The sequence below is a fragment of the Streptomyces sp. NPDC002577 genome, assembly GCF_053594815.1.
This window is the reverse complement of record NZ_JBSFWK010000014.1, coordinates 16,259-41,086: the sequence shown is the minus strand read 5'-3', so window position 1 is coordinate 41,086 and position 24,828 is coordinate 16,259. Positions and strand designations below refer to the sequence as shown.

At 69.4% G+C, this 24,828-nt stretch carries 19 protein-coding genes; 9 read left to right on the top strand and 10 right to left on the bottom strand.

Annotated elements, in window-relative coordinates:
* Nucleotides 1-134: 134 nt before the first annotated feature.
* The 5 genes from ACWD4J_RS20000 to ACWD4J_RS19980 all read left to right on the top strand — a co-directional run bounded on the left by ACWD4J_RS20000 (nt 135) and on the right by ACWD4J_RS19980 (nt 7,197).
* Nucleotides 135-629 carry a (2Fe-2S)-binding protein gene (locus ACWD4J_RS20000; RefSeq protein ID WP_451396717.1) on the top strand — a complete coding sequence of 165 codons (495 nt, stop codon included), beginning with the start codon at nt 135-137 and terminating at the stop codon, nt 627-629.
* Complete coding sequence (locus tag ACWD4J_RS19995) at nt 616-1,605, top strand: FAD binding domain-containing protein (protein WP_451396716.1); 990 nt, start codon at nt 616-618, stop codon at nt 1,603-1,605. Before ACWD4J_RS20000 ends, ACWD4J_RS19995 begins: the two co-directional genes overlap by 14 nt.
* Nucleotides 1,602-3,809 (top strand): xanthine dehydrogenase family protein molybdopterin-binding subunit, encoded by a 2,208-nt coding sequence (locus tag ACWD4J_RS19990; protein WP_451396715.1) that lies wholly within the window; start codon nt 1,602-1,604, stop codon nt 3,807-3,809. The genes ACWD4J_RS19995 and ACWD4J_RS19990 overlap by 4 nt, the downstream gene beginning before the upstream one ends.
* A gap of 182 nt (nt 3,810-3,991) precedes the next feature.
* Nucleotides 3,992-5,827, top strand: a complete 1,836-nt coding sequence (locus ACWD4J_RS19985) for an AMP-dependent synthetase/ligase (protein ID WP_451396714.1) — start codon at nt 3,992-3,994, stop codon at nt 5,825-5,827.
* 209 nt (nt 5,828-6,036) lie between these two features.
* A complete protein-coding gene (locus ACWD4J_RS19980; RefSeq protein ID WP_451396713.1) occupies nt 6,037-7,197 on the top strand; it encodes an ATP-grasp domain-containing protein in 1,161 nt (386 codons plus the stop codon).
* 9 nt (nt 7,198-7,206) lie between these two features.
* On the opposite strand, the gene ACWD4J_RS19975 is transcribed toward ACWD4J_RS19980, so the two are convergent.
* Both ACWD4J_RS19975 and ACWD4J_RS19970 read right to left on the bottom strand, forming a co-directional pair.
* Nucleotides 7,207-9,048, bottom strand: coding sequence for a bifunctional sugar phosphate isomerase/epimerase/4-hydroxyphenylpyruvate dioxygenase family protein (locus ACWD4J_RS19975; RefSeq protein WP_451396712.1), 1,842 nt, complete (start codon nt 9,046-9,048; stop codon nt 7,207-7,209).
* A 51-nt stretch (nt 9,049-9,099) separates the two neighbouring features.
* Nucleotides 9,100-9,984: a shikimate dehydrogenase gene (locus ACWD4J_RS19970; protein ID WP_451396711.1), complete on the bottom strand. Its 885-nt coding sequence runs from the start codon at nt 9,982-9,984 to the stop codon at nt 9,100-9,102.
* 218 nt (nt 9,985-10,202) lie between these two features.
* Between ACWD4J_RS19970 and ACWD4J_RS19965 the strand changes: the two genes are divergently transcribed.
* Both ACWD4J_RS19965 and ACWD4J_RS19960 read left to right on the top strand, forming a co-directional pair.
* A complete protein-coding gene (locus tag ACWD4J_RS19965; RefSeq protein ID WP_451396710.1) occupies nt 10,203-10,868 on the top strand; it encodes a TetR/AcrR family transcriptional regulator in 666 nt (221 codons plus the stop codon).
* 237 nt (nt 10,869-11,105) lie between these two features.
* Nucleotides 11,106-12,446: an MFS transporter gene (locus ACWD4J_RS19960; protein ID WP_451396709.1), complete on the top strand. Its 1,341-nt coding sequence runs from the start codon at nt 11,106-11,108 to the stop codon at nt 12,444-12,446.
* 138 nt (nt 12,447-12,584) lie between these two features.
* Here the strand turns inward: ACWD4J_RS19960 and ACWD4J_RS19955 are convergent, their stop codons facing one another.
* Nucleotides 12,585-13,178: a TetR/AcrR family transcriptional regulator gene (locus ACWD4J_RS19955; RefSeq protein WP_451396708.1), complete on the bottom strand. Its 594-nt coding sequence runs from the start codon at nt 13,176-13,178 to the stop codon at nt 12,585-12,587.
* 135 nt (nt 13,179-13,313) lie between these two features.
* On the opposite strand from ACWD4J_RS19955, the gene ACWD4J_RS19950 reads away from it, so the two are divergent.
* Complete coding sequence (locus ACWD4J_RS19950) at nt 13,314-14,114, top strand: alpha/beta fold hydrolase (protein WP_451396707.1); 801 nt, start codon at nt 13,314-13,316, stop codon at nt 14,112-14,114.
* Between the two features lie 167 nt (nt 14,115-14,281).
* Here the strand turns inward: ACWD4J_RS19950 and ACWD4J_RS19945 are convergent, their stop codons facing one another.
* Nucleotides 14,282-15,718, bottom strand: a complete 1,437-nt coding sequence (locus ACWD4J_RS19945) for a family 43 glycosylhydrolase (protein WP_451396706.1) — start codon at nt 15,716-15,718, stop codon at nt 14,282-14,284.
* Nucleotides 15,700-16,674 (bottom strand): arabinan endo-1,5-alpha-L-arabinosidase, encoded by a 975-nt coding sequence (locus ACWD4J_RS19940; RefSeq protein WP_451396705.1) that lies wholly within the window; start codon nt 16,672-16,674, stop codon nt 15,700-15,702. Before ACWD4J_RS19940 ends, ACWD4J_RS19945 begins: the two co-directional genes overlap by 19 nt.
* Nucleotides 16,675-16,936: 262 nt before the next feature.
* On the opposite strand from ACWD4J_RS19940, the gene ACWD4J_RS19935 reads away from it, so the two are divergent.
* Nucleotides 16,937-17,716: an intradiol ring-cleavage dioxygenase gene (locus ACWD4J_RS19935; protein WP_451396704.1), complete on the top strand. Its 780-nt coding sequence runs from the start codon at nt 16,937-16,939 to the stop codon at nt 17,714-17,716.
* A gap of 136 nt (nt 17,717-17,852) precedes the next feature.
* On the opposite strand, the gene ACWD4J_RS19930 is transcribed toward ACWD4J_RS19935, so the two are convergent.
* The 5 genes from ACWD4J_RS19930 to ACWD4J_RS19910 form a co-directional block, all read right to left on the bottom strand.
* Nucleotides 17,853-20,309, bottom strand: a complete 2,457-nt coding sequence (locus ACWD4J_RS19930) for a CBM35 domain-containing protein (protein ID WP_451396827.1) — start codon at nt 20,307-20,309, stop codon at nt 17,853-17,855.
* Between the two features lie 115 nt (nt 20,310-20,424).
* Nucleotides 20,425-21,270 carry a carbohydrate ABC transporter permease gene (locus ACWD4J_RS19925; protein ID WP_451396826.1) on the bottom strand — a complete coding sequence of 282 codons (846 nt, stop codon included), beginning with the start codon at nt 21,268-21,270 and terminating at the stop codon, nt 20,425-20,427.
* A gap of 14 nt (nt 21,271-21,284) precedes the next feature.
* On the bottom strand, nt 21,285-22,214 hold the full coding sequence (locus tag ACWD4J_RS19920) for a carbohydrate ABC transporter permease (protein ID WP_451396703.1): 930 nt from the start codon (nt 22,212-22,214) through the stop codon (nt 21,285-21,287).
* Nucleotides 22,215-22,268: 54 nt separating this feature from the next.
* Nucleotides 22,269-23,597 (bottom strand): ABC transporter substrate-binding protein, encoded by a 1,329-nt coding sequence (locus ACWD4J_RS19915; RefSeq protein ID WP_451396702.1) that lies wholly within the window; start codon nt 23,595-23,597, stop codon nt 22,269-22,271.
* A gap of 115 nt (nt 23,598-23,712) precedes the next feature.
* Complete coding sequence (locus ACWD4J_RS19910) at nt 23,713-24,750, bottom strand: LacI family DNA-binding transcriptional regulator (RefSeq protein ID WP_451396701.1); 1,038 nt, start codon at nt 24,748-24,750, stop codon at nt 23,713-23,715.
* Between the last annotated feature and the right edge of the window lie 78 nt (nt 24,751-24,828).

Below are 24,828 nucleotides of genomic sequence, written 5' to 3'. Positions count from 1 at the left end.
GACGTACGTCTACTTTAGGTGACCCACCGGCGTGCTGCATAGGGGATGTGGCCCGACACACGCAAACCGGCCCGCATAGGGTCTCGCCGGGCTTCACGGAACAGGCGAATGGGTACTTATCGACCATTCGTCTGATGTCGGGAGATTTAATGCGCGTCGTGACACTGGAAGTCAATGGGAGAACTCACAAGGTGGCGCTCGACCCGCGCGTCACCCTTCTGGACGCCTTGCGCGACCACCTCGGTCTGGTGGGCACCAAAAAAGGCTGTGACCAGGGCGCCTGCGGTGCCTGCACGGTGCACGTGGACGGCAGGCGAGTGCTGTCCTGCCTGACCCTGGCCGCCCAGTGCGAGGGTCGCGCGATCACGACGATCGAGGGAATCGCGGGACCCGACGGCCCGCACCCGGTCCAGACCGCGTTCCTCGAGCACGACGGATTCCAGTGCGGCTTCTGTACGCCCGGTCAGATCATGTCCGCCGTGGCGCTGCTCGAAGAAGGGCGAGCCGGATCCGACGAGGAGATCCGCGAGTACATGAGCGGGAACCTGTGCCGCTGCGGTGCCTATCCGCACATGGTCGCGGCGATCCGTGAGGTGGCGTCGACGGGTGGTCACCGTGCAGACGCTTGAGTACGTCCGCGCCGCAGACGCCGCTCACGCCGTGGAGCTGGTCGCGGGCGATCCGGCGGCGGCGTTCCTCGCAGGTGGCACCACACAGCTCGACCTCATGAAGGACGGCGTGCTCAGCCCCAGGCTGCTGGTCGACATCACCCGCCTGCCGCTGCACACCATCGAGAGAAGCGGCGACCTCCTGCACGTGGGCGCCCTGGTCACCATGGAGGAACTGGCCGCGGATCCCACGGTCGGGGAGCGGATCCCCTTCGTACGGGATGCGCTGCTGGCCGGCGCGTCCACGCAGCTGCGGAACATGGCGACGATCGGCGGAAATCTGCTGCAGCGCACACGCTGCCGGTACTTCCGGGACCCTGCCGTCGCCGAGTGCAACAAGCGGGCACCCGGATCAGGCTGCGCGGCCGTCCACGGAGCCGCCCGCATGCACGCCGTCCTGGGGGCGAGCGAACGGTGCATCGCCCTCCACGCCTCCGACCTCGCGGTCCCTCTCGTGGCCCTGGACGCCGTCGTGCACATCCAGGGACTCACCGGACAGCGGCAGGTGCCCCTGACGGAGTTCTACCTGGCGGCCTCCGACAGCCCCGATGCCGAGAACGTCCTCATGCTCGGGGAGCTGATCACCGCGGTGGACATTCCCCTGCTGCCGCACCGCGCCAGGTCGGGCTACCTCAAGGTGCGGGACCGGATGTCGTACGAGTTCGCCCTGGCCTCCGCCGCGGTGAGCCTGGTGATGTCCGGGGACACGATCGAGGAGGCCAGGATCGGCCTGGGCGGGGTCGGCTCCAAACCCTGGCGGGCGTGGGAAGCGGAGAGGGAACTGGCCGGCGCCTCCGCTTCCACCGAGAACTTCCGCCGGGCGGCGGCCGCGGCGGTTCAGGGCGCGTGGACCGTTCCCGGGACGGCCTTCAAGGTGGAGCTCGCACAGCGCACCCTGGTGCGCGAGCTGCAGACAGTGGCAGGAGCAGCGGCATGAGCACAGTCAGGAGCAGGCCGGTCATCGGCGCCGGGGTCGACCGGGTCGACGGCCCTCGCAAGGTCACCGGCGCCGCGCCCTACCCGATGGATGTCAACGTCCCCGGGCAGGCCTACGCGGCGCTCGTACAGAGCACGATCGCCGCCGGCCGAATCACGCGGATCGACACCGAGGCGGCCGAGGCGGCACCCGGTGTCCTCACCGTGCTCACGCACGCCAACGCGCCGAAACTGGAGCGCGGGCCGATGACCGCCATCGGCGCGTCCCCTCCCCCTCCCCTGCAGGACGACCGCGTCCTGCACCACGGACAGCACATCGCCTGCGTCGTCGCCGAGACACAGGAGCAGGCGACCGCGGCCGCGCACCTCGTGTCGGCGGAGTACGAGCGCACCGATCCCCTGCTGGACCCGATGGACCCCCGGGCCCCGCAGGTCGGCAACCCGTGGGGCCTGGACCACAGCCGGGGCGACGCCGCCGGGGCCCTGGCGACGGCCGAGGTCACGGTCGAGGCGACGTACACGACGCCGGACAACACCAACAACCCGCTCGGTCTGTTCGCGACCTTGGCCGTCTGGGACGGCGACCAGCTCACGGTCCACGACACCACCCAGTGGCCGTCCATGGTGCGGAACACCTTGGCGGCGGTCTTCGGAATCCCCGAGAGCTCGGTGCGTGTGCTGGCGCCGTATGTGGGCGGAGGCTTCGGGAGCGGCCTGCGCGCGTGGCCCCATGTGATCCTCACAGTCGCCGCCGCCCGTCTGCTACGACGGCCGGTCAAGCTGGTCCTCACCCGCCCCCAGATGTTCACCTCACTCGGGCACCGGCCCAGCAGCGTGCAGTTGATCAGGGTCGGCGCCACCCGCACCGGCGATCTGGTGGGCATCGACCACCGCAGTGTCTCGCCGGTGGGGATGGCGGACGACGACTACGAGCCGATCGCCGCGGGCACCGGGTGGGCGTACAAGTGCAACAACGTCTCCACCCAGGACCGGCAGGCCCGCCTGAACATCCCGAACCCCACCTCCATGCGGGCCCCGGCCGAGGCGCAGGGCAGCTTCGCGCTGGAGTCGGCCCTGGACGAACTGTCCTACGAACTGGGGATGGACCCGCTCGAACTGCGCATGCGCAACTACGCCGAGGTGCACCCGATCCTCGGGCTGCCCTGGACGAGCAAGGCTCTGCGTGAGTGCTACGAGGTCGGTGCGGAGCGGTTCGGATGGTCCGCCCGCACCCCCGTCCCCCGCTCCATGCGCGAGGGGAACTGGCTGGTCGGTTACGGCATGGCGGGGGCCGCCTATCCCTGGTACGCGGTGGGCTGCCGTGCGCAGGCCACCGTCAACAGGGACGGAAGCGCACTGGTCCGCAGCGCCGCCACCGACATCGGCACGGGCACGTACACCGTGATGACCCAGCTCTCCGCCGAGTGCCTCGGCCTGCCGCTCGAGCGAGTGCGCTTCGATCTCGGCGACTCGGACATGCCCGTCGCCCCTCAGGCCGGCGGGTCGGGACTGACGGCAGCGCTCGGCAACGCGGTCTTCGACGCCTGCAGACAACTCGTCAGGCAGTTCACGGACCTGGCCGTCGGTGACCGCGAATCCCCGCTGTACGGCGCCGACCCGCATGCCGTCGAGGTCACGGAAGGCCGTATCCATCCGATCGGACAGCCAGAACGCGGCGAGGCGTACACCGACATCCTCGGCCGGAACGGGCTGGCGGAGCTGACGGCGAACGGCTCCAGCGCACCCCGGTCCCAGGACGAGCTGGGGATGGCCCTCGCGGGTGCCTTCGGCGCCAAGTTCGTGGAGGTACGCGTCGACGCGGACCTGGGGCTCGTGCGCATCGCCCGCGTCGTGTCCGTGATCGACGGCGGTCGCATCCTCAACGAGAAGACCGCCAGGAGCCAGATCGTCGGCGGGACCGTCGGCGGTATCGGCATGGCGCTCTTCGAGGACACCGTCACCGACACGCCCAGCGGACGGATCGCCAACGGCACGTTCGGCGACTACCTCATCCCCGTCAACGCCGACATCCCCGACATGGACGTCGTGTTCGTGGGCGACCCCGACCGCGGCAACGCCATCGGCACCAAGGGGGTCGGCGAGGTCGGCCTGGTCGGTGTCGCAGCCGCCGTGGCCAACGCCGTGTACCACGCGACGGGACGCCGTATCCGGTCACTGCCCATCACCCTCGACAAGCTGCTCTGACGTCCAACTCGCACGTCCTGGGCGTTCTTTGTGTCCTTCCTATCGATTCGGATGCGAGTTGAGTGACCACACAGGTGCGGACCGTATTCTTCGTGTAGGCATCCCCCATACGCGTAGCGGGTGTTCGGCGCTGCGTGTCGTCCGACACATGGCGCCGCCGTGCGCGGGAAGGAGGCAGGCGAGTGCAGGAGGTCAGCCTCCCGCGTCTGGTGGAGCCGCTGCGCTCGGGCGGGCTCGCGGACTCCGTCTTCCAGGTCGCCTTCCACACACCGGAGTTCGTGCAGTTCTCGCGCCGCTCGGAGAAACACCCGCACGACTGGTACCCGGTGACGGCGGCCGAGTTCCGCGACGAGGTGCTGGCCGTCGCGAAGGGGTTCCTGGCCAGCGGCATCCACTCCGGCGACCGGGTCGCGCTGATGTCCCGCACACGCTACGAGTGGACGCTGCTGGCGTACGCCCTGTGGACCATCGGCGCCCGCGTCGTACCCGTCTACCCGACCTCGTCGTCGGAACAGGTGCGCTGGATCCTCAACGACACGCAGGCGGCGGCGATCGTGGTCGAGCACGAGGACCACGCGATGACGGTCGGTGCGATCTGCGCCTCCGTGCCCCGGCTGGCCCACATGTGGCAGCTGGACGCAGAAGGCGTGCGCCGGCTGGTCGAGGCCGGCCGGGACGTGCCGGACGACGCGGTCACCCGGCAGCGTGCGTCGGTCCAGCCGCAGCAGATCGCCGCGATCCTCTACACCTCCGGCACCACGGGACGCCCCCGGGGCTGTCTGCTCACCCACGCGAACCTGGCCGCCGAATGCGACACGCTCATCGCGGGCTGGCGCGAGCTCGTCGCCGAGCCGGGCGAGGAGCCGTCCATCCTCACCTTCCTGCCGGTCGCGCACTGCTACGGGCTCATGGTGGTGGCCTGCTGTCTGCGCGGCGGTATCCGGCTCGGCCATCAGCCCGACATGGCACCAGAGGCGCTGCTGTCCGCGCTGGAGTCGTTCCGCCCGACGTTCCTGTTCGCCGTGCCGTACATCTTCGAGAAGATCTTCCAGCGCGCCCGGCTCACCGCCGAGGAGACGGGCAGGCTCGCCGCGTTCGACAAGGCCGCGGACGTCGCCGCGCGCTACGCGGAGGCGCTGGAGCGGCAGGCCCACGGCAAGGGACACGGTCCCGGCCCGGCGCTGAGAATGCAGCACGCGCTGTACGAGCACGCGGTCTACGCGCGGATACGGGCCGTGCTCGGCGGCCGCGTGCGGTATGCCGTGTCCGGCGGTTCGACGCTGCGCCGCCACCTGGGCCTGTTCTTCGCCGGTGCCGGCATCACGGTCTACGAAGGCTACGGCCTCACGGAGACGTCCGCAGCCGTGACCGCACAGCCGGTGCACCGGGTCAGATTCGGCACCGTCGGCAAACCGATGCCGGGCAACACGGTGCACATCGCGCCGGACGGCGAGGTGTGGGTGCGCGGCGATGTCGTCTTCATCGGCTACCTCAACAACCGCGACGCCACCGAGCAGGCGCTCCAAGACGGCTGGCTCGCGACCGGTGATGTGGGGTACCTCGACGAGGACGGCTATCTCGTCATCACCGGCCGCAAGAAGGACATCATCATCACCAGCGGCGGCAAGAGCGTGGCCCCCCTGGTCCTGGAGGAGCAGCTGCGGGAGGACCCCATGGTCTCGCAGTGCCTGGTGGTCGGCGACAACCAGCCGTACGTCGCGGCGCTCATCACGCTCGACCCGCATGCCTTGGCCAGCTGGCGCAAAATGGCAGGCAAACCGCATGCGAGCGGTGCGGCGATGACGGACGACGACGAGCTGCGGGCGCTGATACAGCGGACCGTCACACGCGTCAACACCGGGGTTTCGCGGGCGGAGTCCATCCGGGCGTTCCGCATCCTGCCGCAGGAGTTCAGTGCCTCGAACGGCTTCATGACGCCGTCTCTGAAGCTCCGGCGCAGCGCGATCGTGACCGCGTTCAAGCGGGAGATCGACGCCCTGTACGCCCGGAACCGGTGACTCCGCCCTGCTCCCCGCAGCGAGGGCCGTGGCCAGGGATTTCTTAACATGCGCGTAGCAGCACGACGGGCTTCTGAGCCCTATGATCGCCCCAACACGGGCCGCAGCGACATCTCGTAGCGGACGGCGGTTCCGTGTCCTTCTTCTCCCCTGCCCGGGCGCGGCCTTCGCTCTGCCGTGCCCTGCCCGACCCCTGGAAGGCGGCCTGAATGGTCTCTCGCGTACGCGTCTGGCTCAACCGCACGTACGCGGAGAACGTCTTCTTCATGGATCAGCTACGGTCCAATCCCCATGGCGCCCGCGTCGAGATCCATGCCACGCACGCCGATCCCGACTCACCGGTCCTGGCCGCCGCGGACACGGCGGCGCTGGAGCCCGAGGGCCTGTCCCCCGCCGCCTACGTCGAGTACGCGCTGGCGCAGTGCGCCCAGCACGCGATCGACGTCTTCGTGCCGGTGCTCCACCAGGGGGTCATCGCGGCGCACCGCGAGGAGTTCGCCGCCGTCGGCACCGCACTGCTGGCCCCGCCGGCCGAGGCGATCGCCACCTTCCAGGACAAGGCCGCGGCCTACGAAGCGGCGTCGGCCGCGGGGGTTCCGGTGCCGCCGTGGTGGCGGGTGCGCACCGGGGACGAGCTGGTGGCGGCCGTCGAGGCGATCGAGGCCACGGGCCACAAGGCGTGCTTCAAGCCCGCGGCCGGGGCGGGCGGTGTCGGCTTCCGCGTCGTCACGCGCTCCCCGTTCTCGATGATGCACCTGACCGGATTCCCCAGCCCGTACGTCCCGCTGGACCTGGTCGTCGACGCCCTGCGGCACGCGGACGAGCCCGTGGACTGGCTGGTGATGCCGCGCCTGGACGAGCCCGAGGTGTCCGTCGACTGCCTCACCGGTCCTGACGGCCGGGTCCGTATGGCGGTGGGCCGCACCAAGCACGGCCGCCGCCGCGGCTTCACGCTCCACCCGTCCTGGATCGAGCCGTCCCGCCGCCTCGCCGAGACCTTCGGCCTGCACTGGCTCACCAACATCCAGTACCGCCTTTATGACGGCGAACCGGTCCTCATGGACGTCAACACCCGCCCGGCGGGCGGCCTGCACCAGCTGTCCCAGTGCGGGCTGAACGTGCCCTGGTCCGCCGTCCGCCTGGCGCTGGGCGAGGACCCCGGCGATCTGACGCCGGACTTCCTCGGCCCGGACTACGCGGTGGTCGCCGGGCCCCGGCCGGTACGCCCCGTGGCGATCCCCCAGCAGCGCACGGACTCGCTGCCGCTGGTTCCGGCGCCCTCGGGACCGGTCGGCGAGACCGCACCGGCTGCCTCGGTGGGACAGGCTGCCGCCGTCGCCCCGGCGGACGCGGGTCTGCCGATCGCCTGAGTCGACGCCTCAGCGCCCCGGCCGCAGGGCGTGCTGCGCGGCCAGGCGTACGGGGGCGTTCTGGGCGCCGTAGCCGCGGTAGCCGCCGTCGCGCTGGACGAGCTCGAAGAAGACACGTCCGACGGTCTCGGTGTAGCAGTGGCGGAACTCGCCGTGGTCGTCGCGGTCGTAGAGGATGCCGAGTTCGCGGTAGGTCTCCAGCTCGCCGGGGGCGAACTCGTGGCGGGCCGCCAGGTCGTCGTAGTAGTTGGCGGGCACCGGCAGGAGACGGCCGCCGGCCTCCCTGATCCGGCGCACGGCCGTGATGAGATCGTCGACGGCGAAGGCGATGTGCTGGGCGCGGCCGCCCTCGTCGGTCGGGGCGGCTCCGACGCCGAGGGCGATCCGCACGCTGCCGTCGGCGTTGGTGACGGCGCGGCTGCGCAGCAGTCCGTACGGGTCGGCGACGTCGACGCTCTCCTGCGCCTGGAGCCCGAGCACGCTGCGGTGGAAGAGGGCGGCCTCGTCGAACTGGTGCCAGGGCTGGGTGAGCGCCAGATGGTCGATGGCGCGGATCCCGGTGCCCGCCTCGGGGGTGTGGTCGACGGGCGTGAAGTCACCGGTCCAGCTGGGGAGTTCGGGCCGGATGGGGGTACCTCCCTGCTCGAGCGAAGCCGAGAGCTTGGGGGAGGCGCAGAAGAACAGCTGTGTGCCGTCGGGTGCGGCCACCGCGTCGAGCGGCGCGTCCTCGGGGGCGCGGCGGCGCGGCAGCACGGGGGCGAGGAGGGCCTCGGCACGCCGGGCGGCTGCGGCCGGGTCCGGGGACTCCAGGCCGATGGCGGCGAGGGAGAGCGCGGCGCGGCTGCCGACGGGACCGGTGTTGAGCAGGACGCGGGCGTCGCCCTGCTGCCACAGCTCCACCGGCTTGCTGCGGTGCCTGGCGGTACGGGCGAAGCCGAGCGCGCCGAGCAGCGCGGAGGCCGGTTCGGCGTCGGGCGTGACGAGTTCGGCGAAGGCGACCGAAGTGGGCACGACCGGGGCCGGCGGGGTGGCCAGTCCGATGGCCTCCTGCAGGACGATCAGTGAGCGCTGGGCGTCGACGGCGGTCGGGCGCGCGTCCGCCTGCCGGAAGACGTCGTTGAACACCTCGAGCGAGAGCGGCCCCTGATAGCCGGCGCCCACCACATGGCCGAGGAACCCGGCGACGTCGAAGCCGCCCTGCCCCGGGAAGCAGCGGTGGTGGCGGCTCCACTGCAGCACGTCCATGGCCATCAGCGGGGCGTCGGCCAGCTGCAGGAAGAAGATCTTGTCGCCGGGGATGTCCGCAATACCTTCGAGGTCCTTGGGTTCAGAGCCGCGGGCGAGGATGTGGAAGCTGTCCAGGCAGGTGCCGAGCGCCGGGTGGTCGGCGGCCTCGACGATGCGCCACGCGTGGTCGTACGTGTTGACGTGGCGGCCCCATGCGAGTGCCTCGTAGGCGACGCGGATGCCGTACTCGTCTGCCAGCTCGGCGAGTCGGCGCAGTTGTGCGGCGGCGAGCGCGTCGTCGTCCACGGCGAGGGGCGAGACGCTGGAGCACACGAGCACCGTGTCGGCGCCCAGCCGCCGCATCAGCCGGAACTTGTGCTCGGCCCGGCGCAGGTTGCGGGCGAACTCCTCCTCCGGGACGGCCTCGATGTCGCGCATCGGCTGGTAGAGGTCGATGGTGAGGCCGAGGTCGGCGGTGCGGGCGCGGATCTCCTCCGGGGTGAGGGGGCTGGCGAGGAGATCGTTCTCGAAGATCTCCACGCCGTCGAAGCCGGCGCGTGCCGCGGCCGTGAGCTTCTCGGTGAGGGGGCCGCTGAGCGAGACGGTGGCGATGGACGTGCGCACGGCGGGGCTCCTTCGGGGTCGGTGCTGTGTCGGTCTGCCGCGGAGGCCGTGTCAGGCGCGGGCTTCGGCGGCGCCCGCCAGCTCCGCGATGTCGGCGAGCATCGCGGCGCTGTCGGGCTCCCTGCCGGTGAACAGCCGGAACGCGTCGACGGCCTGGAAGACGGCCATGCCGCCGCCGTCGAGCGTGGCGCAGCCGAGGGCTCGGGCGGTGCGCAGGAGCTCGGTCTCCAGCGGCCGGTAGACCACCTCGGCGATCCACAGGCCGGGGTGGAGCAGCGCGGACGCGAACGGCAGTCCGGGGTGCGCGGCCATGCCGGTGGGGGTGGCGTGCACAAGGCCGTCGCTGCCTGCGACGAGCGCCGGGAGCCGGTCCGGGGCGGCGGCCGTCGCGCGCCCGTCGCCGAAGTGGCGGTTCAGGGAGGACGCCAGATCGGCCGCGCGGTCCGGAAGCGCGTCGACGACGGTGAGCTGTCCGGCGCCGAGGGTGAGCAGGGCGTGCGCCACCGCGGCCCCGGCACCTCCCGCGCCCAGCTGTACGACCTGGTCGAGCGAGGCGTCCGGCAGCCCGCGGGCGAACGAGGCGGCGAAGCCGGTGACGTCGGTGTTGTGTCCGACGGCACGGCCGTCCTCGAAGACGACGGTGTTGACCGCGCCGAGGGCCTCGGCGGCCGGGGAGAGCGCGTCGAGGTGCTCGATGACGAGCTGCTTGCAGGGGTGGGTGATGTTCAGCCCGTCGTAGCCGAGGTCGCGGGCGGCCCGGAGCAGGTCGCCGACCTTGTCGGGTGTGACACCGAGGTCGTCGATGTCGACCAGCCGGTACAGGTAGCGCAGCCCCTGGCGGTCGGCCTCGCGTTCATGGAGCGCCGGGCTGAGCGAGGGCCCGATGCCGGCACCGATCAGGCCGATGAGGAAGGAGTCCTGGGTCCTGGGTGCCATCGCTGCTGCCTCTCGCGTTCCGCCGTAATGTACGAACTGGTTCGTTAGTCATATCAGGCGGCTGTCCCGACGGGAAGACCTCTCCTCAAACTCCGGAGGCTCCGCGGACCGAAGATCTCCCCGGACCCGGGAGCGCGACCGGCTTCTACAATCGCCAGCATCGGACAGTCACAACCCCCGCCCCCACACGGGCGCCGCACCCCGAAGGAACCCAGCGGATGACCACTGTCGAAGAACCGGCCCGACGCGGCGGACGCATCCGCGACGCCGCCCGCACCAAGGCCGAGATCCTCGACGTGGCGACCCAGGAGTTCGCCCGCGCCGGGTACACGGGTGCCCGCGTCGACGAGATCGCGGCCCGCACCCGCACCACGAAGCGGATGATCTACTACTACTTCGGCGGCAAGGAGCAGCTGTTCACGGCCGTACTGGAGCGCGCCTACCTGGTGATCCGGCAGGCCGAGCAGGGGCTCGACGTCGAGCACCTCGACCCGGTCGCGGCCATCCGCCGGCTGGCCGAGCTCACCTTCGACCACCACGAGGCGCACCCCGACTTCATCCGGCTGGTCAGCATCGAGAACACCCACGAGGCCGAGCACATCGCCGCATCCGAGGTACTCAGCAAACTCAGCTCGCCCGCGATCGAGGTGATCGGGCGGATCCTTGACGAGGGCCGCAGGTCGGGCCTGTTCACCGCCGATGTCGACGCGGTGGACCTGCACGCGATGATCAGCTCGTTCTGCTTCTTCCGGGTCGCCAACCGGCATACGTTCGGCGCCCTCTTCGGCCGCGATCTGATAGCCGCTGACCAGCGGGAGCACTACCGGAACATGCTCGGCGACATGGTCATCGCCTATCTCACGGCGGACCGCTCGGCGGACTGAGCACCGCGCCTCCGCCGGACCGGCTTCTGCGGGGCCTCTTGACACGCGGGACACACGGGCGCAACATCCGTAGCCACTCGCTATTAACTATCCAGTGAGTTCACCGCCCGCCGCCCGACCGGAGCGGGTGACAGCCGGCCGATCGGAGCCGGCAACGGCCGATCCCGGACCCGCAGGACCCGGCACCTCTCCGCTCACCCGCTCTACCCTTCCCCCGTAAGCCCCCAAGGAGCCGCCGTGACCGTCCCCGACGCCCACCAGGGCCAGCCGCGAAAGGCTGCGCTCGCCGCCTGGATAGGCAGCGCCCTGGAGTACTACGACTTCTTCATCTACGGCAGCGCCGCCGCGCTGATCTTCCCGAAGGTCTTCTTCGACGAGTCGGACCCGGCCAACGCGACCCTGCTGTCACTGGCCACCTTCGGCGTCGCGTACGCGGCCCGTCCGATCGGTGCGCTCTTCCTGGGCCATGTCGGAGACCGTCTGGGCCGCAAGAAGATCATGGTCTTCACGCTGATCCTGATGGGCCTGTCCACGTTCCTCATCGGCTGTCTGCCGACGCGGGCGCAGGTCGGATCGCTCGCCCCGGTCCTCCTCGTGCTGTGCCGCGTCCTGCAGGGCATCTCCGCCGCGGGGGAGCAGGCGAGTGCCAACTCCATGACGCTCGAACACGCACCTGCGCACCGCCGCGGCTACTTCACGAGCTTCACACTCAACGGCACCCAGGCGGGCCAGCTCCTCGCCACCCTCGCCTTCATCCCGGTCGCCGCCCTGCCCGAGGACCAGCTGCTGTCCTGGGGCTGGCGCATCCCGTTCTGGCTCAGCGTCGTCGTCGCCGTCGTCGGGTACGTCATCCGCCGCACGCTCGAGGAGACCCCGGCCTTCACCCAGCAGGCCGCGACCGAGGGCGTGGCCAAGCTTCCGCTGCTGGTCCTGTTCCGCGAGCACTGGGCTGACGTGCTGCGGGTGATCGCGGGTGCCCTGGTCGCGTCGGTCAGCACGATCTTCACCGTCTGGGCACTCGCGTACGCGACCAGCGACTCGGTCGGCCTGGACCGCACGAACATGCTGTGGGTGGGCGCGCTCGCCAACGTGGTCGCCCTCGCCGCCATCCCCCTGTGGGCCAAGCTCTCCGACCGCATCGGCCGCAGGCCCGTGTTCCTGGCCGGCGCGGCCGGCAGCGCCATCATGATGTTCGCCTACCTCTGGGCCATCTCCACCGGGTCGTACCCGCTGGTGCTGATCCTCGGCGTCGCCACCTTCGGCATCGTCTACAGCGCCGCCAACGGCATCTGGCCGTCCTTCTACGGCGAGATGTTCTCCACGCGCGTACGGCTGTCGGGCATGGCCATCGGTACGCAGATCGGTTTCGCCGTCGCCGGGTTCGCCGTGACGTTCGCGGCGCAGATCGCCGGCCCGAACGGCGACGACTGGTCGGGCGTCGCCCTGTTCACGGCCGCGCTCTGCGTCCCGCCGGTGCTGGCCGCGCTCACCGCACGCGAGACGCACAAGGTGCCGACGGAGCAGCTCGGCCTGCGGGAGCAGGAGGGGGCGCCCGGCCGGGAGACGGTGGCGGCCTGACCTCAGGGCTCGCCGACGCATCGCGACGCCCAGCTCCCCGAATCGCCGGGGGGCTGGGCGTCGCGATGCGTCGGCCGCTTGAGCCCGCCATCGCTTCCCGACTCTACCGAGCTCAATTCACGTATGCCTGATGGCGCATCAGGGGTGATCGGAGCCGACGATACGAGCCAACGCGCGCAGACCAGTAACGATGTCGGCGCCGGTGGGAGCTCGATCCGGGTCGGTGAGCCACTGCGTCATCAGACCGCTGAGCAGGGCCATTTGGACCGCGCCCAGCGTGCGCGCCGCTTCGTCGTCGACCGCGTCCTCCTCGACGCCGCCGAGGATGGCCGCCAGACCCCGCCGCCCCTGAGCCTGTCCTCCGGCGAGGTAGCGGCGCAGGTCCTCGGAGTGCTCGGCCTGGGCGAGTGCCTCGATCGAAGCCAGCCACAGAGTGCGGCGCGTGGCGAAGGACTCGATGATCCCATCCCACATCGCCTCGTACCTCTCAGCGGGTGTGGCTCCCTCCGCTCCGAAGGCGGCCAGGGTGCGGCCGGTGTGGGTGCCCCATTCGTCGATCGCGTCGATGAGTGCGGCGTTGAGCAACGCCTCGCGGGAGCCGAAGTGGTAGCCGATGGCGGCCATGCTCACGCCACCGGACGCGGCCGCGATGTCGCGGACGGTGGTGCGCGCCCACCCCTTCTCCTCCAGGCAGCGACGGGCCCCGGCGAGCAGGTCTTCGCGATTTCCCATGGTCGGAGGCTATCCAACGGTGATAGCGCGTGCGCAAGACAGTCGTCTTGCGCAAGCGACTTATACAAGCGTCTTGTGCGAGCGCCCAAATCCTCGCTACGGTTCCTTCATCGCAACCGAGATGGGGGATCCGCCATGAACGACACAACCGCGAACGACACCGCCACCCGCGCCGAACTCGTCATCGACGGCCGCCGGCTGTCCTACCTCGACTTCGGCGGGACCGGCCGCCCGCTGGTCGCACTGCACGGGCACCTGTCCGAGAGCGCCACGTTCGCCCACCTCGCCCAGGCACTGAAGCCCGAGTGGCGGCTGATCGCCCCGGACCAGCGCGGCCATGGGGAGTCCGACCGCGCCTCCGACTACTCGCGGGAGGGATATCTCGCCGACCTCGAGGCCCTCCTGGACCAACTGGAGTTGGACCGTGTCGTGCTGCTCGGCCACTCCCTCGGCGCCATCAACGCCTACCAGTTCGCCGCCCGCCACCCCGAACGCGTCAGCGCGCTCGTCAACGCCGAAGGTCCCGCCGCCCTTGGCCTGGACGGGGCGAACCCCTTCGGCTTCCTGCTGAACCAGCCTTACCAGGCGCCCACCCGCGAGGCGCTTGTCGCAGGCCTGGGCCCGGCCGCACCCTACTTCTCGGACCGGCTGCGGGAAAACGCGGACGGCACCTGGCGACTGCCCTTCCATCCCCAGGACATGTACGAGTCCGAGGACCAGGTCCACGGTGACCACTGGGACGACTGGACGGCCACGACCTGTCCGGCCCTGCTGGTCCACGGCACCAAGGGAATCATTCCACCCGAGCAGATCCGCGCCATGGTCGAGCGCCGCGCGGGCACCTTGTCGGCCGAGCTGGACGCCGACCATCTCATCTACACCACCGCCCCCGAGGCGTTCGCCGCCGCGGTCCGGGGGTTCCTCACCACGATGTAGGCAGCCCCACCGCGCTTCCCACTCCCCGTCGTCTCCTCCACCTGCCTGCCGAGGAGACGACGGAAGAGACGACGCCGGAAAGGAGACATCCACGCCACCCGGAGAACGCGGTGGCGTGGATCCGTCCCTGCAGGTCCCTGCACAACCTCACACAGTCGTCACCCCGCTCACGCCGGCTTGAGCTGCCACTGCTGGCAGTTGTTGCTAAGCCACGACCACTGCCGTACGTCGGCGCCGTCCGCTGTCGAGCAGTCCGCGACGTCCGCGACCTTGCCGGTGGCCTGGTTGACGATCCGCACCCAGCCGCCCGATGCGGTGGTGACGAACCGGAACCGCTGGCAGGTGTTGTTCAGCCAGGACCACTGGCGCAGGTCCGCGCCGTCGGCGCTCGAGCAGTCGGCGGTGTCGAGGACCTTGCCGGACGCGACGTTGACGAGGCGGCTGGTGTCGTCGCCCTGGTCCTCGATGCGCCACTTCTGGTTGTTGCCGCCGTTGCACGTCCACTGCTGGACATTGGCTCCGTCGGCGGTCGAACTTCCGTCGACATCAAGGCACTTGCCGCTGTTGCGGTTGACGATGGTGTACGTCGTCGACACGGTCGACGGCTCTCCCGACGGCCCGGTGAGCGACGTGCCCAGCGCGACAGGCGATCCGAGGTTCGGGGTGCCGTCCGAGTTCCAGGTGAACTTCTGGGCCCGGGTCGTCCGCCCGTTGTCGCAGCCGTCGCTCGCGCTGTCGTTGGCGTGGTAGACGATCCAGCTCTCGGTGCCGTCGGGAGAGGTGAAGAACCCGTTGTGCCCGGGACCGTAGACGCCGGCCGCGTCGTTCCGCTGGAAGACGGGCGTGGACTTCTTCGTCCAGGAGGACGCCGAGAGCGGGTCGGAGCCGGTCAGCTCCAGCTGGCCGAGCTTGTAGTCGGGAGTCCAGCAGCCGCTCGCCGAGTAGATCACGAACGTTCTGCCGCCCCGCTGCAGCGCCTCCGGGCCCTCGTTCACCGACCCACCCGACTTCTCCCAGTCGTACGTCGGCGCCGAGATCGTCGAGAACGAGCCGCTGACCGTGTACGGATTGGACATCGGCGCGATGACGAGGTTCTGGGTGCCGTTGCTCGCGCTGCCCAGCAGGTACATGCTGCCGTTCACGGTGAGCACGCTCGGGTCGAGCATCCAGGAGCTGTTCAGCTGGTTCTTGTACGTGTAGGGGCCGAGCGGGTCGCTGCCCTCGCTCTCCAGGACGTGCGTGCGCTGCGTGGGGTTGTAGTCGGAGACGTTCTGTCCCGCGACGTAGTAGAGGTACCAGTGGCCCCCCGAGTAGTGCAGTTCCGGCGCCCAGATGTTGCAGCAGCGCGACGCGGCGTCGCCCTGCCACACCTGCACGCTGGGTGCGGTCGCGAGCCCGGCCAGCGTCGGCGACTTGCGCACGGTGATGACGTCGGTCCAACTGGTCGTCACCAGGTAGTAGTTGCCGTCGTAGTACGAGATCCAGGGGTCGGCGCCCTTCTGGGTCTTGACCGGGTTCGTGAACGAGGCGGCGCTCGCCGACGACTGCCCGAGGGACAGCGCGAGCAGCAGCGAGGCCAGCAAGGTCAGTAGGCGACGGGCCATCCGCTGCTCCAGTTCAGAAGGTTGATCCCGAGCTTCGGGGTGCCGTTGTCGTTGCCGTCGTAGTAGTGGTAGACGATCAGGTCGCCGTCCACGTCGTTCATGATCGACTGGCCGCCGGGGCCGATGATGCTGCCGTGCGACTCCAGCACGGGCGTGCCGCCGTTGTTCATCATGGCGACGCCGCTCTTGTCGTAGTACGGGCCGGTGACGCTGGTGGCGCGGCCCACCTTGACCTTGTACGTCGAGCTGGTGCCCGAGCAGCACACGTCGTACGAGGCGAAGAGGTAGTAGTAGCCGTTCCGCTTGACGATGTACGGCGCCTCGACGGCCTTGGTGCCGGTCGGGCGGGACGCGAGCGAGTACCGGGTGGTGTTGGAGGAGAGCTGCTTCCCGGTCGACGGGTCGATCTGGATCATCTTGATCCCGGTCCACCAGGAGCCGAAGGACAGCCACCACTTCCCGTCGTCGTCGACGAAGAGGTTCGGGTCGATGGCGTTGTAGTCGCTGGACGAGCTCGACGTGTAGACGATGCCGTAGTCGCTCCAGCTGCCGGGCTGGCCGGTTGTCGAGCCGGCGAGGCCGATGGCGGAGGTGTTCGAGCCGAACGACGAGACGGCGTAGTACATCAGGTACTTGCCGCCGTGGTACGAGATGTCGGGCGCCCATGCCTCCGGGACGGAGGAGTAGTTCGACCACCAGCTCGGGCGCGAGGAGAAGGCGTCGGCTCCCGCGCTGAAGGCGATCCGGTCGGAGGAGGACTTGAAGGCGAGCCCGCCGCCGGTGGCGTACAGCAGGTACTGGCCGGACGAGGAGCGAATCATCGTCGGGTCGTGGACGGTGGTCGAACCCGTGACGGTGCCCGGGTTCGGATACGCGGACGCGGTGGACGGTACGAGGGCGAGCAGGATCGCCGCCGGAACGGCGAGCAGGGCGGTTTTACGGGAGATGCGGCTCACGCGGACCCTCCTTGGTGGGGGCAGAAGGAATCTCAGGAAGTGACCGACCCTCTAAATGTTCGATATTTCGCACATTGGTCCTCACTTCGAACGGGACCGTAGAGTCGAACCACGTTCGCGTCAACGGTTTGCGCAGCCCCACCAGTCACTCCAGCATCGAATGTGATTCGACAACTCTCCTGTCTCACTAATGACTTGACGGTCCATCACTTTGCCGAACTGACAGCACACGCACAGCAGCCGTCCCTACGGTGCCGTGTCCATGACAGACTCTTCTGCCCCGATCGGGCGCCGCACCGTACTGATCGCCGGAAGCGCCACCGCCGCCACGCTGGCCGTGAGCGCCGCGGGAACCGCCGTAGCGGGTCCCGGTACAGAAGCCCCCACAGCCGCCGCGGCCGACGCCGCACCCGTCGCCGCCGCGGCCGTCTGCACCCTCACCAAGGAGATGACCGAAGGCCCCTACTACCTCGACGGACAGCTAGTCCGCGCCGACATCACCGAGGGCAAGGCGGGGATCCCCCTCGCACTCACGCTCACCGTCGTCGACGACGACACCTGCGCCCCGCTCGGCAACGCGCTCGTCGAGATCTGGCACGCCGACGCTCTCGGTGAGTACTCCGGGTTCGTCGGCTCCAACGGCTACCAGGAAGCCGACGACGGCACCTTCCTGCGCGGCGGAGTCCTCACGGGCTCCGACGGCGTCGCCAAGATCACCACGATCTACCCGGGCTGGTACCGCGGCCGGTGCATCCACATCCACATCAAGGTGCACACCGGCGTCACACTCACCAGCAACGGCTCGTTCACGGGCGGCCAGGAGCTCCACACCGGTCAGCTCTTCTTCGACGAGGCGGTGACCACTCAGGTCGCCAAGGTCTCGCCGTACTCGACCAACACCGTCGCCCGCACCACCCTCGCGCAGGACTCGATCTACGACGACGGCGGCGCCGCCTCCGGCCTGCTCACGCTGACAGCGCTGGGCAGTTCCGCGTCCGCGGGCTACGCAGGAACGCTTACCGTCGGTGTCGAGACGAGCTGACGGACGGACCGGCCTTCCCCCCCCCACCACGGGCACGGCCCACGCCGGGCGACCGGAGAATTCCCCAGTCGCCCGGCGTGGGCCTCGTTGCTATGTGTGACGCCGATGAGTGACGCCGATGAGTGACGCGAATACGTCAGCCGCGCACCGCTGCCACCTGTATCCGGTCGATGTTCGGCGCCCACGCGGACGCGTTGCCGAAGGTGACGGTGTTCGAGCCCTCCTTCAGCTCGACCGGGACCCCCAGGGTCCAGTAGTCGTCCCAGCTCCAGGTGTTCTTGAAGGTCACCGTCTGCGTGTGGCCGCCGACCGTGACGTCCGCCGTGCGGGACAGGATGTCGGTGTTGTACGCATGGCCGTTGTCGCGCCGGTCGTTGTGGCTGTACTGGACCACCAGGACGTACCTGCCCGAGCGCGGCACGTCGACGTTGAAGGTCGCGGTGCTGGAAGCGCTGTTGCCGAGCCAGCCGATGTACGTACCCGACGAGGCGTACGCGCTGTCGACGAGCTTCGCGCCACCCGCCAGTGTCGCCTGCGCACCCTCATACGTGAGCGCCCCACGCGAAGAGCCCGAGCCCGCCACATCGAGGGAGCGCAGCGCCGCGTGCCCGGTGGCGGTGATGCGGTTGTTGCCCGCGACGAGGTACAGCCTCAGGGCCTTGTTCGGGGCTGCCGCCACCGTCTCGCCGTGCAGTGACAGTTGCACGGCCGCCGACGCGCGCGAGGTGACGGTGAAGTAGCCGTCGCGCGGTGCGTAGACGTCGAACACCGCGTTGCCTCCGGAGCCGAGGACCAGGGCGCCCGTTCCGGTGCCGGAGGAGTCGCCATAGTCGTACGACACGTTGCCGGAGACGTCCGCGAGCGTGGCCTCGTAGGAGGCGGACGGCACCGTGTGGGCGGTGAGGTCGATGCGGTCGAGGGTGACCTCGTTGCTGTCATGGGCCAGGGTGAGCGTGTGCGTCCCGGCCGTGAGGTCGACGGTCGAGTCTGTCTTCCCCCGGTAGGTCCAGTTCTCGGTGGACGGATAGGTGACCGTGGTCGCCGTTCCTCCGTCGACGGACAGCTTCTGGGTGGCCGGCGCGCCGGACTGGTTGCCGTAGAGGACCGACAGGTCGTAGGTGCCGGTGCTGGGCACGGACACGGTGAAGTCGACCTTGCTGTCGGCGGTGTTCAGCGAGCCGACGTCCTTGGTGCCGGAGGTGGCGTAGCCGTTGGCGTTGGACACCGTGCCCTGGGTGTAGACCTGGCCGCCCGTGATCGTCGCGTCCTCCGCCTCGTAGGAGGCGGACCAGGGGACGGTGGCGGCGGCCGGGGTGCCGGAGCCGGCCGGGGTGAGCACGATGCGGTACGCGGACATCTGCTTCATGCCCTTGAGCGGGACGGTGACGCTGCCGTCCTGACCCACGCTCAGCTTCACGCGCGACAGGACGCGGGGTGCGGCGTGCTGACCCTCGTACCCGGACCAGTCGGCCTCGGCGACGGTCGCCGTCACCGACGTGCCGAAGACCTTCGGGTCGACGTGCTGCACGGCGACGTCGGCGTCACCCGAGGCGCCACCGACCAGCACCTGCGCCTGCCTGCGTGAGGTGTCGAGCGAGGCCAGTCCCTGGAGTGTGTCGATGGTGTTCGGTGACGGCGGGGTGACCTGCACCGTCTGGCCGGTCATCCCCGCGTACCAGCGGAAGAACCACCAGCCGCCGTTGGGGACGTTGGAGCGTACGACGTTGCCGCTGAGGTTGCCCGCGGCGTCCCAGTAGGCCTGGTTGGCGAGGACCTTGTTCCGTTCGAACATCGAGACCCACTGCACCAGCTGGCCCGGCACGGACAGGTCGCGGCGGTTGGCGTACTCGTCGATGCTGACGGGGCGTGGGGAGATGCCGAGGGACTTCTCCAGGGCGCGGTAGTTGTCGTAGTTGGACTGGAAGTACTTGAGCGAGTCCGGGGACAGCTCGTGCCACGTCATCACGTCGGGCAGGACGTCGTTGGCCTTGGCGTAGGCGAGGAAGTCGGGCAGCAGCCGCTTGTCGTAGTACGCCTCGTTGGGGCCTGCGATCCGGGCGTCCGGGTCCTGGGAGCGGATGCGCTGGTAGACGGTCTTCCAGTCGGCGAGGAAGCGGTCGCGGTTCTTCTCGTACTGCGCGGTGTCCTTCGTGTTGAGGCCGTACCAGATCCAGTCGGGCTCGTTGAAGGGGACGTAGACGAAGCGATCGCTGTGGTCGGCCGCGTTGACCTTCTGGACGATCGAGTCGACCTTGGTGAGGTAGTCGTCGATACCCAGGTCCTCGTACGGCCAGTGCTGGTAGATGTCCTGCATCATCACGTTGACGTCGCCGCCGCCGTTGCGGAAGAAGGACTTCGAGACGGCGACCGCGTCGCCGTTCGGGTGCTGCAGTCCGCCGTCCGGCTTCTGCGAGATGGACGTCAGCTTCAGCGGGGCGAGGGCGGCGTCGCTCGGGACGCCGTCGTCGCCCAGTCCGTACAGAGCGCCGTTGGCGCCGTGTTTGACCTTGCCCTCGGGGGCGCCCAGATCGACGGTGATGCTCTGGGCGGCTGCCGCCCTGGCCGGCTGGGCGGCGGGCAAGGTGGCGGCCATCGCTGCCGCGCCGAGCACTGCGGTCAGTAAGGCGGTCGATGTCCGTTGTCTTCTCTTGCCAGGTGTGCGTGGCGTGCGGCTCGTGCTGCTCACAGGGACCTCCTGGTTGTTCGGCTTACTTGACGGCTCCGCTGGTGATTCCGGAAACGATCTTTCGCTGGGCCACCAGGAACACGGCGACCATCGGCAGGCTCATCACCACGACGTAGGCGAAGATGAGGTGCCAGTTGTTGAGGTAGAGCTGGGCGCTGGCGACCTGGTAGAGGTTGATCGGCAGGGTCGCCGCATCTCCGCCGCCGAGGACGAAGAAGGCGTAGAAGACGTCGCTCCAGGCGTAGAGCATGACCATGATCGTCGCGGTGGCGATGACCGGCCGCAGCAGCGGCAGGATGATACGCAGGAAGATCCGCAGCGGCCCGGCCCCGTCCATCCGGGCGGCCTCCTCCAGTTCGGCCGGGATGGAGCGGATGAATCCCGTCATGAAGAAGATCGACGTGGACAGGTACATCCCGGTGTAGACGGCGATCATGCCCGGCCTGGTGTTCGCCAGGCCGAACTGGCGCAGCTCCATGACGATGGTGATCACGGCGGGCGGCAGCAGCAGCCCGCTGATGGTGAGGGCGTACGCCGCGGAGACCAGCTTCGACGTGCGGCGGGCGAAGACCCAGGCCGCGCCCGCGCCGAGGATCAGCACGAGCACCACCGAAGGCACCACGACGGCGAGGGAGTTGAACAGGCCCCGCAGCATCTCGCCCTGGCTCACGGCGTCCGCGTAGTTCTGGGCGGGCTGCCAGTGGTGCGGCAGGTCGAGGTTGGGTTTGACCGCCTCGCCCTGCGGCTTGGCCGAGGTGACCAGGACCAGCCACAGCGGCACGCCGACCGCCAGGCCGGCCAGCAGCAGGACGAGAGCGGGGCGCCCGAAGCGCCAGAGGCGGGCTCCCGAAGACCCGGTTCCAGACAACGCCGAGACCGCGCTCACAGCATCTGCTCCCTTCGGCGCAACCCGATGACCAGCGGGATCGCGATCGCGACCACGATCAGGAAGAGGACGAGGCTCATCGTGGACGCCTGTGCGTACAGGCCCTGTCCGAAGACCCGGAACATGTAGATGTTGAAGACCTCGGTGGATGCGGCCGGGCCGCCGCCCGTCGTGGCCTGCACGATGTCGAAGGTGTTCATCGAACCGATCAGTGCGGTGGTCACGTTGAAGGTGACCGCGGGTGCGAGCATCGGCCAGCGCACGGACCGGAAGGTCCGCCACGGCCCCGCGCCGTCCATCTTCGCGGCCTCGAGCATGTCGCCCGGAATGCCCTTGAGGCCGGCGAGATAGATCAGCATCGACAGGCCCATCCACTTCCAGCCGTGGATGACGGAGACCAGGACGAGCGTCCAGGTGGTCGAGCCCAGCCAGGGCACGTCCGTGCCCAGTACCGAGTTGACCGCGCCGTCCTGGTCGAGGAGGGCTTGGAACACGTATCCGACGGCGAGCGCCGAGATGAGGACGGGCAGGAAGAAGACGGCGCGGAAGAAGCGGTTGAAGCGGGTGTCCTCCTCCAGGAGCAGCGCCAGGCCGAGCCCGAAGCCGTTCTGGAAGAGGGCGGCCATGGCCGCGTACAGCAGCGTCGTCCTGATGGCCCTCAGCAGCGAGCCGTCGTTCAGAGCCGTCTTGAAGTTGTCGAGGCCGGTGAAGGCGACGTCCGTGTGGTACGAGGACCAGTTGGTGAACGGGTAGTAGAAGTTGAGCAGATTGGGCACCAGGAAGAAGGCCACGAAGACCACGACCGCGGGCAGCGCGAACCACCAGGGGTGGTGGACGGCCGCGCGCGGCAGCCGTCCCACGTTCTTCTGCTGCTTCCTCCGGGCGGACGGCGCCGCCTTGTCCATACGTATGGCTGTGTCCGCCACGGCTGGATTCCCTCGTTCTGGGCAGTGAACGGCTCGAAAGATGGAGACCGGCGGTCAGAAGCCGGGCGCGCCCTGGGCCTTGGCCACCTGCGCGAACTGGTCCTGGATCGCCTGGGCGACCTGCTTCGGGGTCTTCTTGCCGTAGAGCATGTCGGCGAGATACAGGTGCGTGTCCGGGGCGACGATGGCCTTGGCCTGGAAGACGCCGTTCGCCGTGGGCAGCGCCTTCATCTGGGCCGTCGAGGTGTCCGGGAGCCCGTCGGGGCTGGGCACTCCGGGCTGCACCGAGGGGATCTTCATCGCCTTGATGTACGAGGCGTAGTCCGTGTCGAGCCAGAAGTCCAGGAACTGGCGCGCGGCGTTCTCCCGCTTCGTGTCACCGGTCTTGAAGGCGACGACGCCGTTGGTCTGGTCCGGCGAGTACATGCCGGTGGCGTCGGAGTTGGAGATCGGGAACCAGCCCAGCTTCTTGTTGATCTCCTCGGTGCTGTGCTTGGCCTGGATCTGCGACTGGAAGGAGGTGACGTTGAGGACCATGCCCGCGTCGCCGTTCCACAGCGCGTCGGCGGAGCCGGTGAAGGTGCCGGTCTTGTAGTTCTTCTGCGCGAGCCCGGCGTCGAGCAGCTTGTCCTTGTACTTGGTGATGGCGTTGACGACGACCGGGTCGGTCCACTTCTTCTTGTTCTGGTTGAGGTCCGCCCACCACTGCTTGTCGAGGTCGGTGAGCTGCACCTGCATCTGCCACTGCAGGGGCCACTTGTCACCGCCGGACTCGTAGAAGGCGGCCGCGTCCGTCTTGTCCTTGATCTTGTGGCCGAGGGCGAGCAACTCGTCGTAGCTCTTGGGGAACTGGTCCTCGGTGATGCCTGCCTTCTTGAAGACGTCCTTGTTGTAGTAGACGCCGAGCATGGCGGGGACGGTGACGATCGCGGCGTAGCGCTTGCCGTCGATGACGCCGAGGGACTTCTCGGTGTCGCCGAGCTTGTTCACCCAGGGCTCGTTGTCGAGGGTGAGCAGGTTCTGCTTGGGCTGGATGAACGGCAGCGTGGAGATGGACGGCTGCCAGAACATCAGGTCCGGCTTGTCGCCCGACGCGAGCTTCGTCGGCACGTTCTGCTCGTACAGGTCGGGGATCGCCTGGGTGTCGACCTTGGCGCCCGTGGCCTTCTCGAAGGCGTCGATGACCTGCTTCGGGGCGTTGACGGTGTTCTGCGCCGTCCACATGGTCAGCTTCACGCCGTCGAGCTTCGCCGTGGGGTCGACCTTCGTCTGGGGCGTGGAGTCGGCGTCGTCGTTGCCGTTGCCCGCTGTCGGGTCGCTGCAGGCGGTGGCGGTCAGGGCGGTGGCACATATCAGCACGAGGGCTGGGAGAACTCGCTTCATCGGGGTTCTGCCTTTGCGTGGACGGGCGGGAACGGGGGCTTGGGGCGAGATGGGGCCGGGGGCGATATGTCTCCGGCGGTGGATCGGGGTCGCCGGGAGTTCCTCTGACGAGTGATCAGGTGGCGGTCGGCGGCGGACCTGAGCTCTCCCTGACCACCAGTTCCGGTACGGAGACGGGGTGCGGGGCCACGGGAGCAGACTGTTCGACGACCCCGTGCAGCAGCGCGAAGGCCGCGCGCCCGAGACCGGTGAAGTCCTGTCGTACGGAGGTGAGGGACGGGGTGAGGTACGCGGCGTGCGGGGCGTCGTCGAAACCGACCACGCTCACCTCGCCGGGGATGGGCCGGCCCGCCTCATGCAGCGCCCGCATCACCCCGAGCGCGAGGTCGTCGTTGCCGCACAGGATCGCGGTGACGGCCGGGTCGGCGGCCAGCTTGCGGCCCGCGGTGTAGCCGCCCGCCGGTCCCCAGGTGCCCTGCACGGGCCGGGGCTCGGCGGCTCCCGCCTCGCGCAGCGCGGTGCGCCAGCCCGCCGTACGCGCCGCGGTGCGCCGGGTGCTGGAGGGGATGGCGACATAGTGCACGGTCTCGTGGCCGAGCGACAGCAGATGGCGGGTGGCCTCGTAGGCCGCCTCGCGGTCGTCGGTCCACACCCAGGGGCGGTCGCCGCCGGGTGTGCGCGCGGGGGTCTCGACCACGCCCACGACGGGGAATCCTGCGGGCACTTCCTCCAGGGCCCGCACGCCGGCCGGATCGTATGCGATGACGATCAGGCCGCCGCCGGCGTCGGCGGCGCGCTGCACCTCGGCCCGCACCGCGGTCTCGTCGGCCGACTCCAGCACACCGATGGCCATGGTGTACGAAGCCGCACGGGCCGCCTCCTCGATGCCCTGCAGGATGCTGGCGTAGCCGTGGTGGGTGATGTTCGCGGTGAGGACGGTGACCGACTGGGAGCGACCGCTGGCCAGCGCGTGCGCGGTGGCGCTGCGCCGGAACCCCAGCTCCTCGATGGCGGCGAGCACGCGCTCCCGGGTCGACGGCTTCACGCTGGGGTGGCCGTTGATCACGCGGGAGACGGTCTGGTACGAGACGTTCGCCGCGGCTGCGACGTCCCTGATGCTCGCCGTCCTGGTTGTGTGACCGGTCACATTCATGCGAGGATTGTGACCGGTCACACTGACCCCGTCAAGAGACCGTAACGACGGATTCACACCCAGGACGACGAAAGCCGT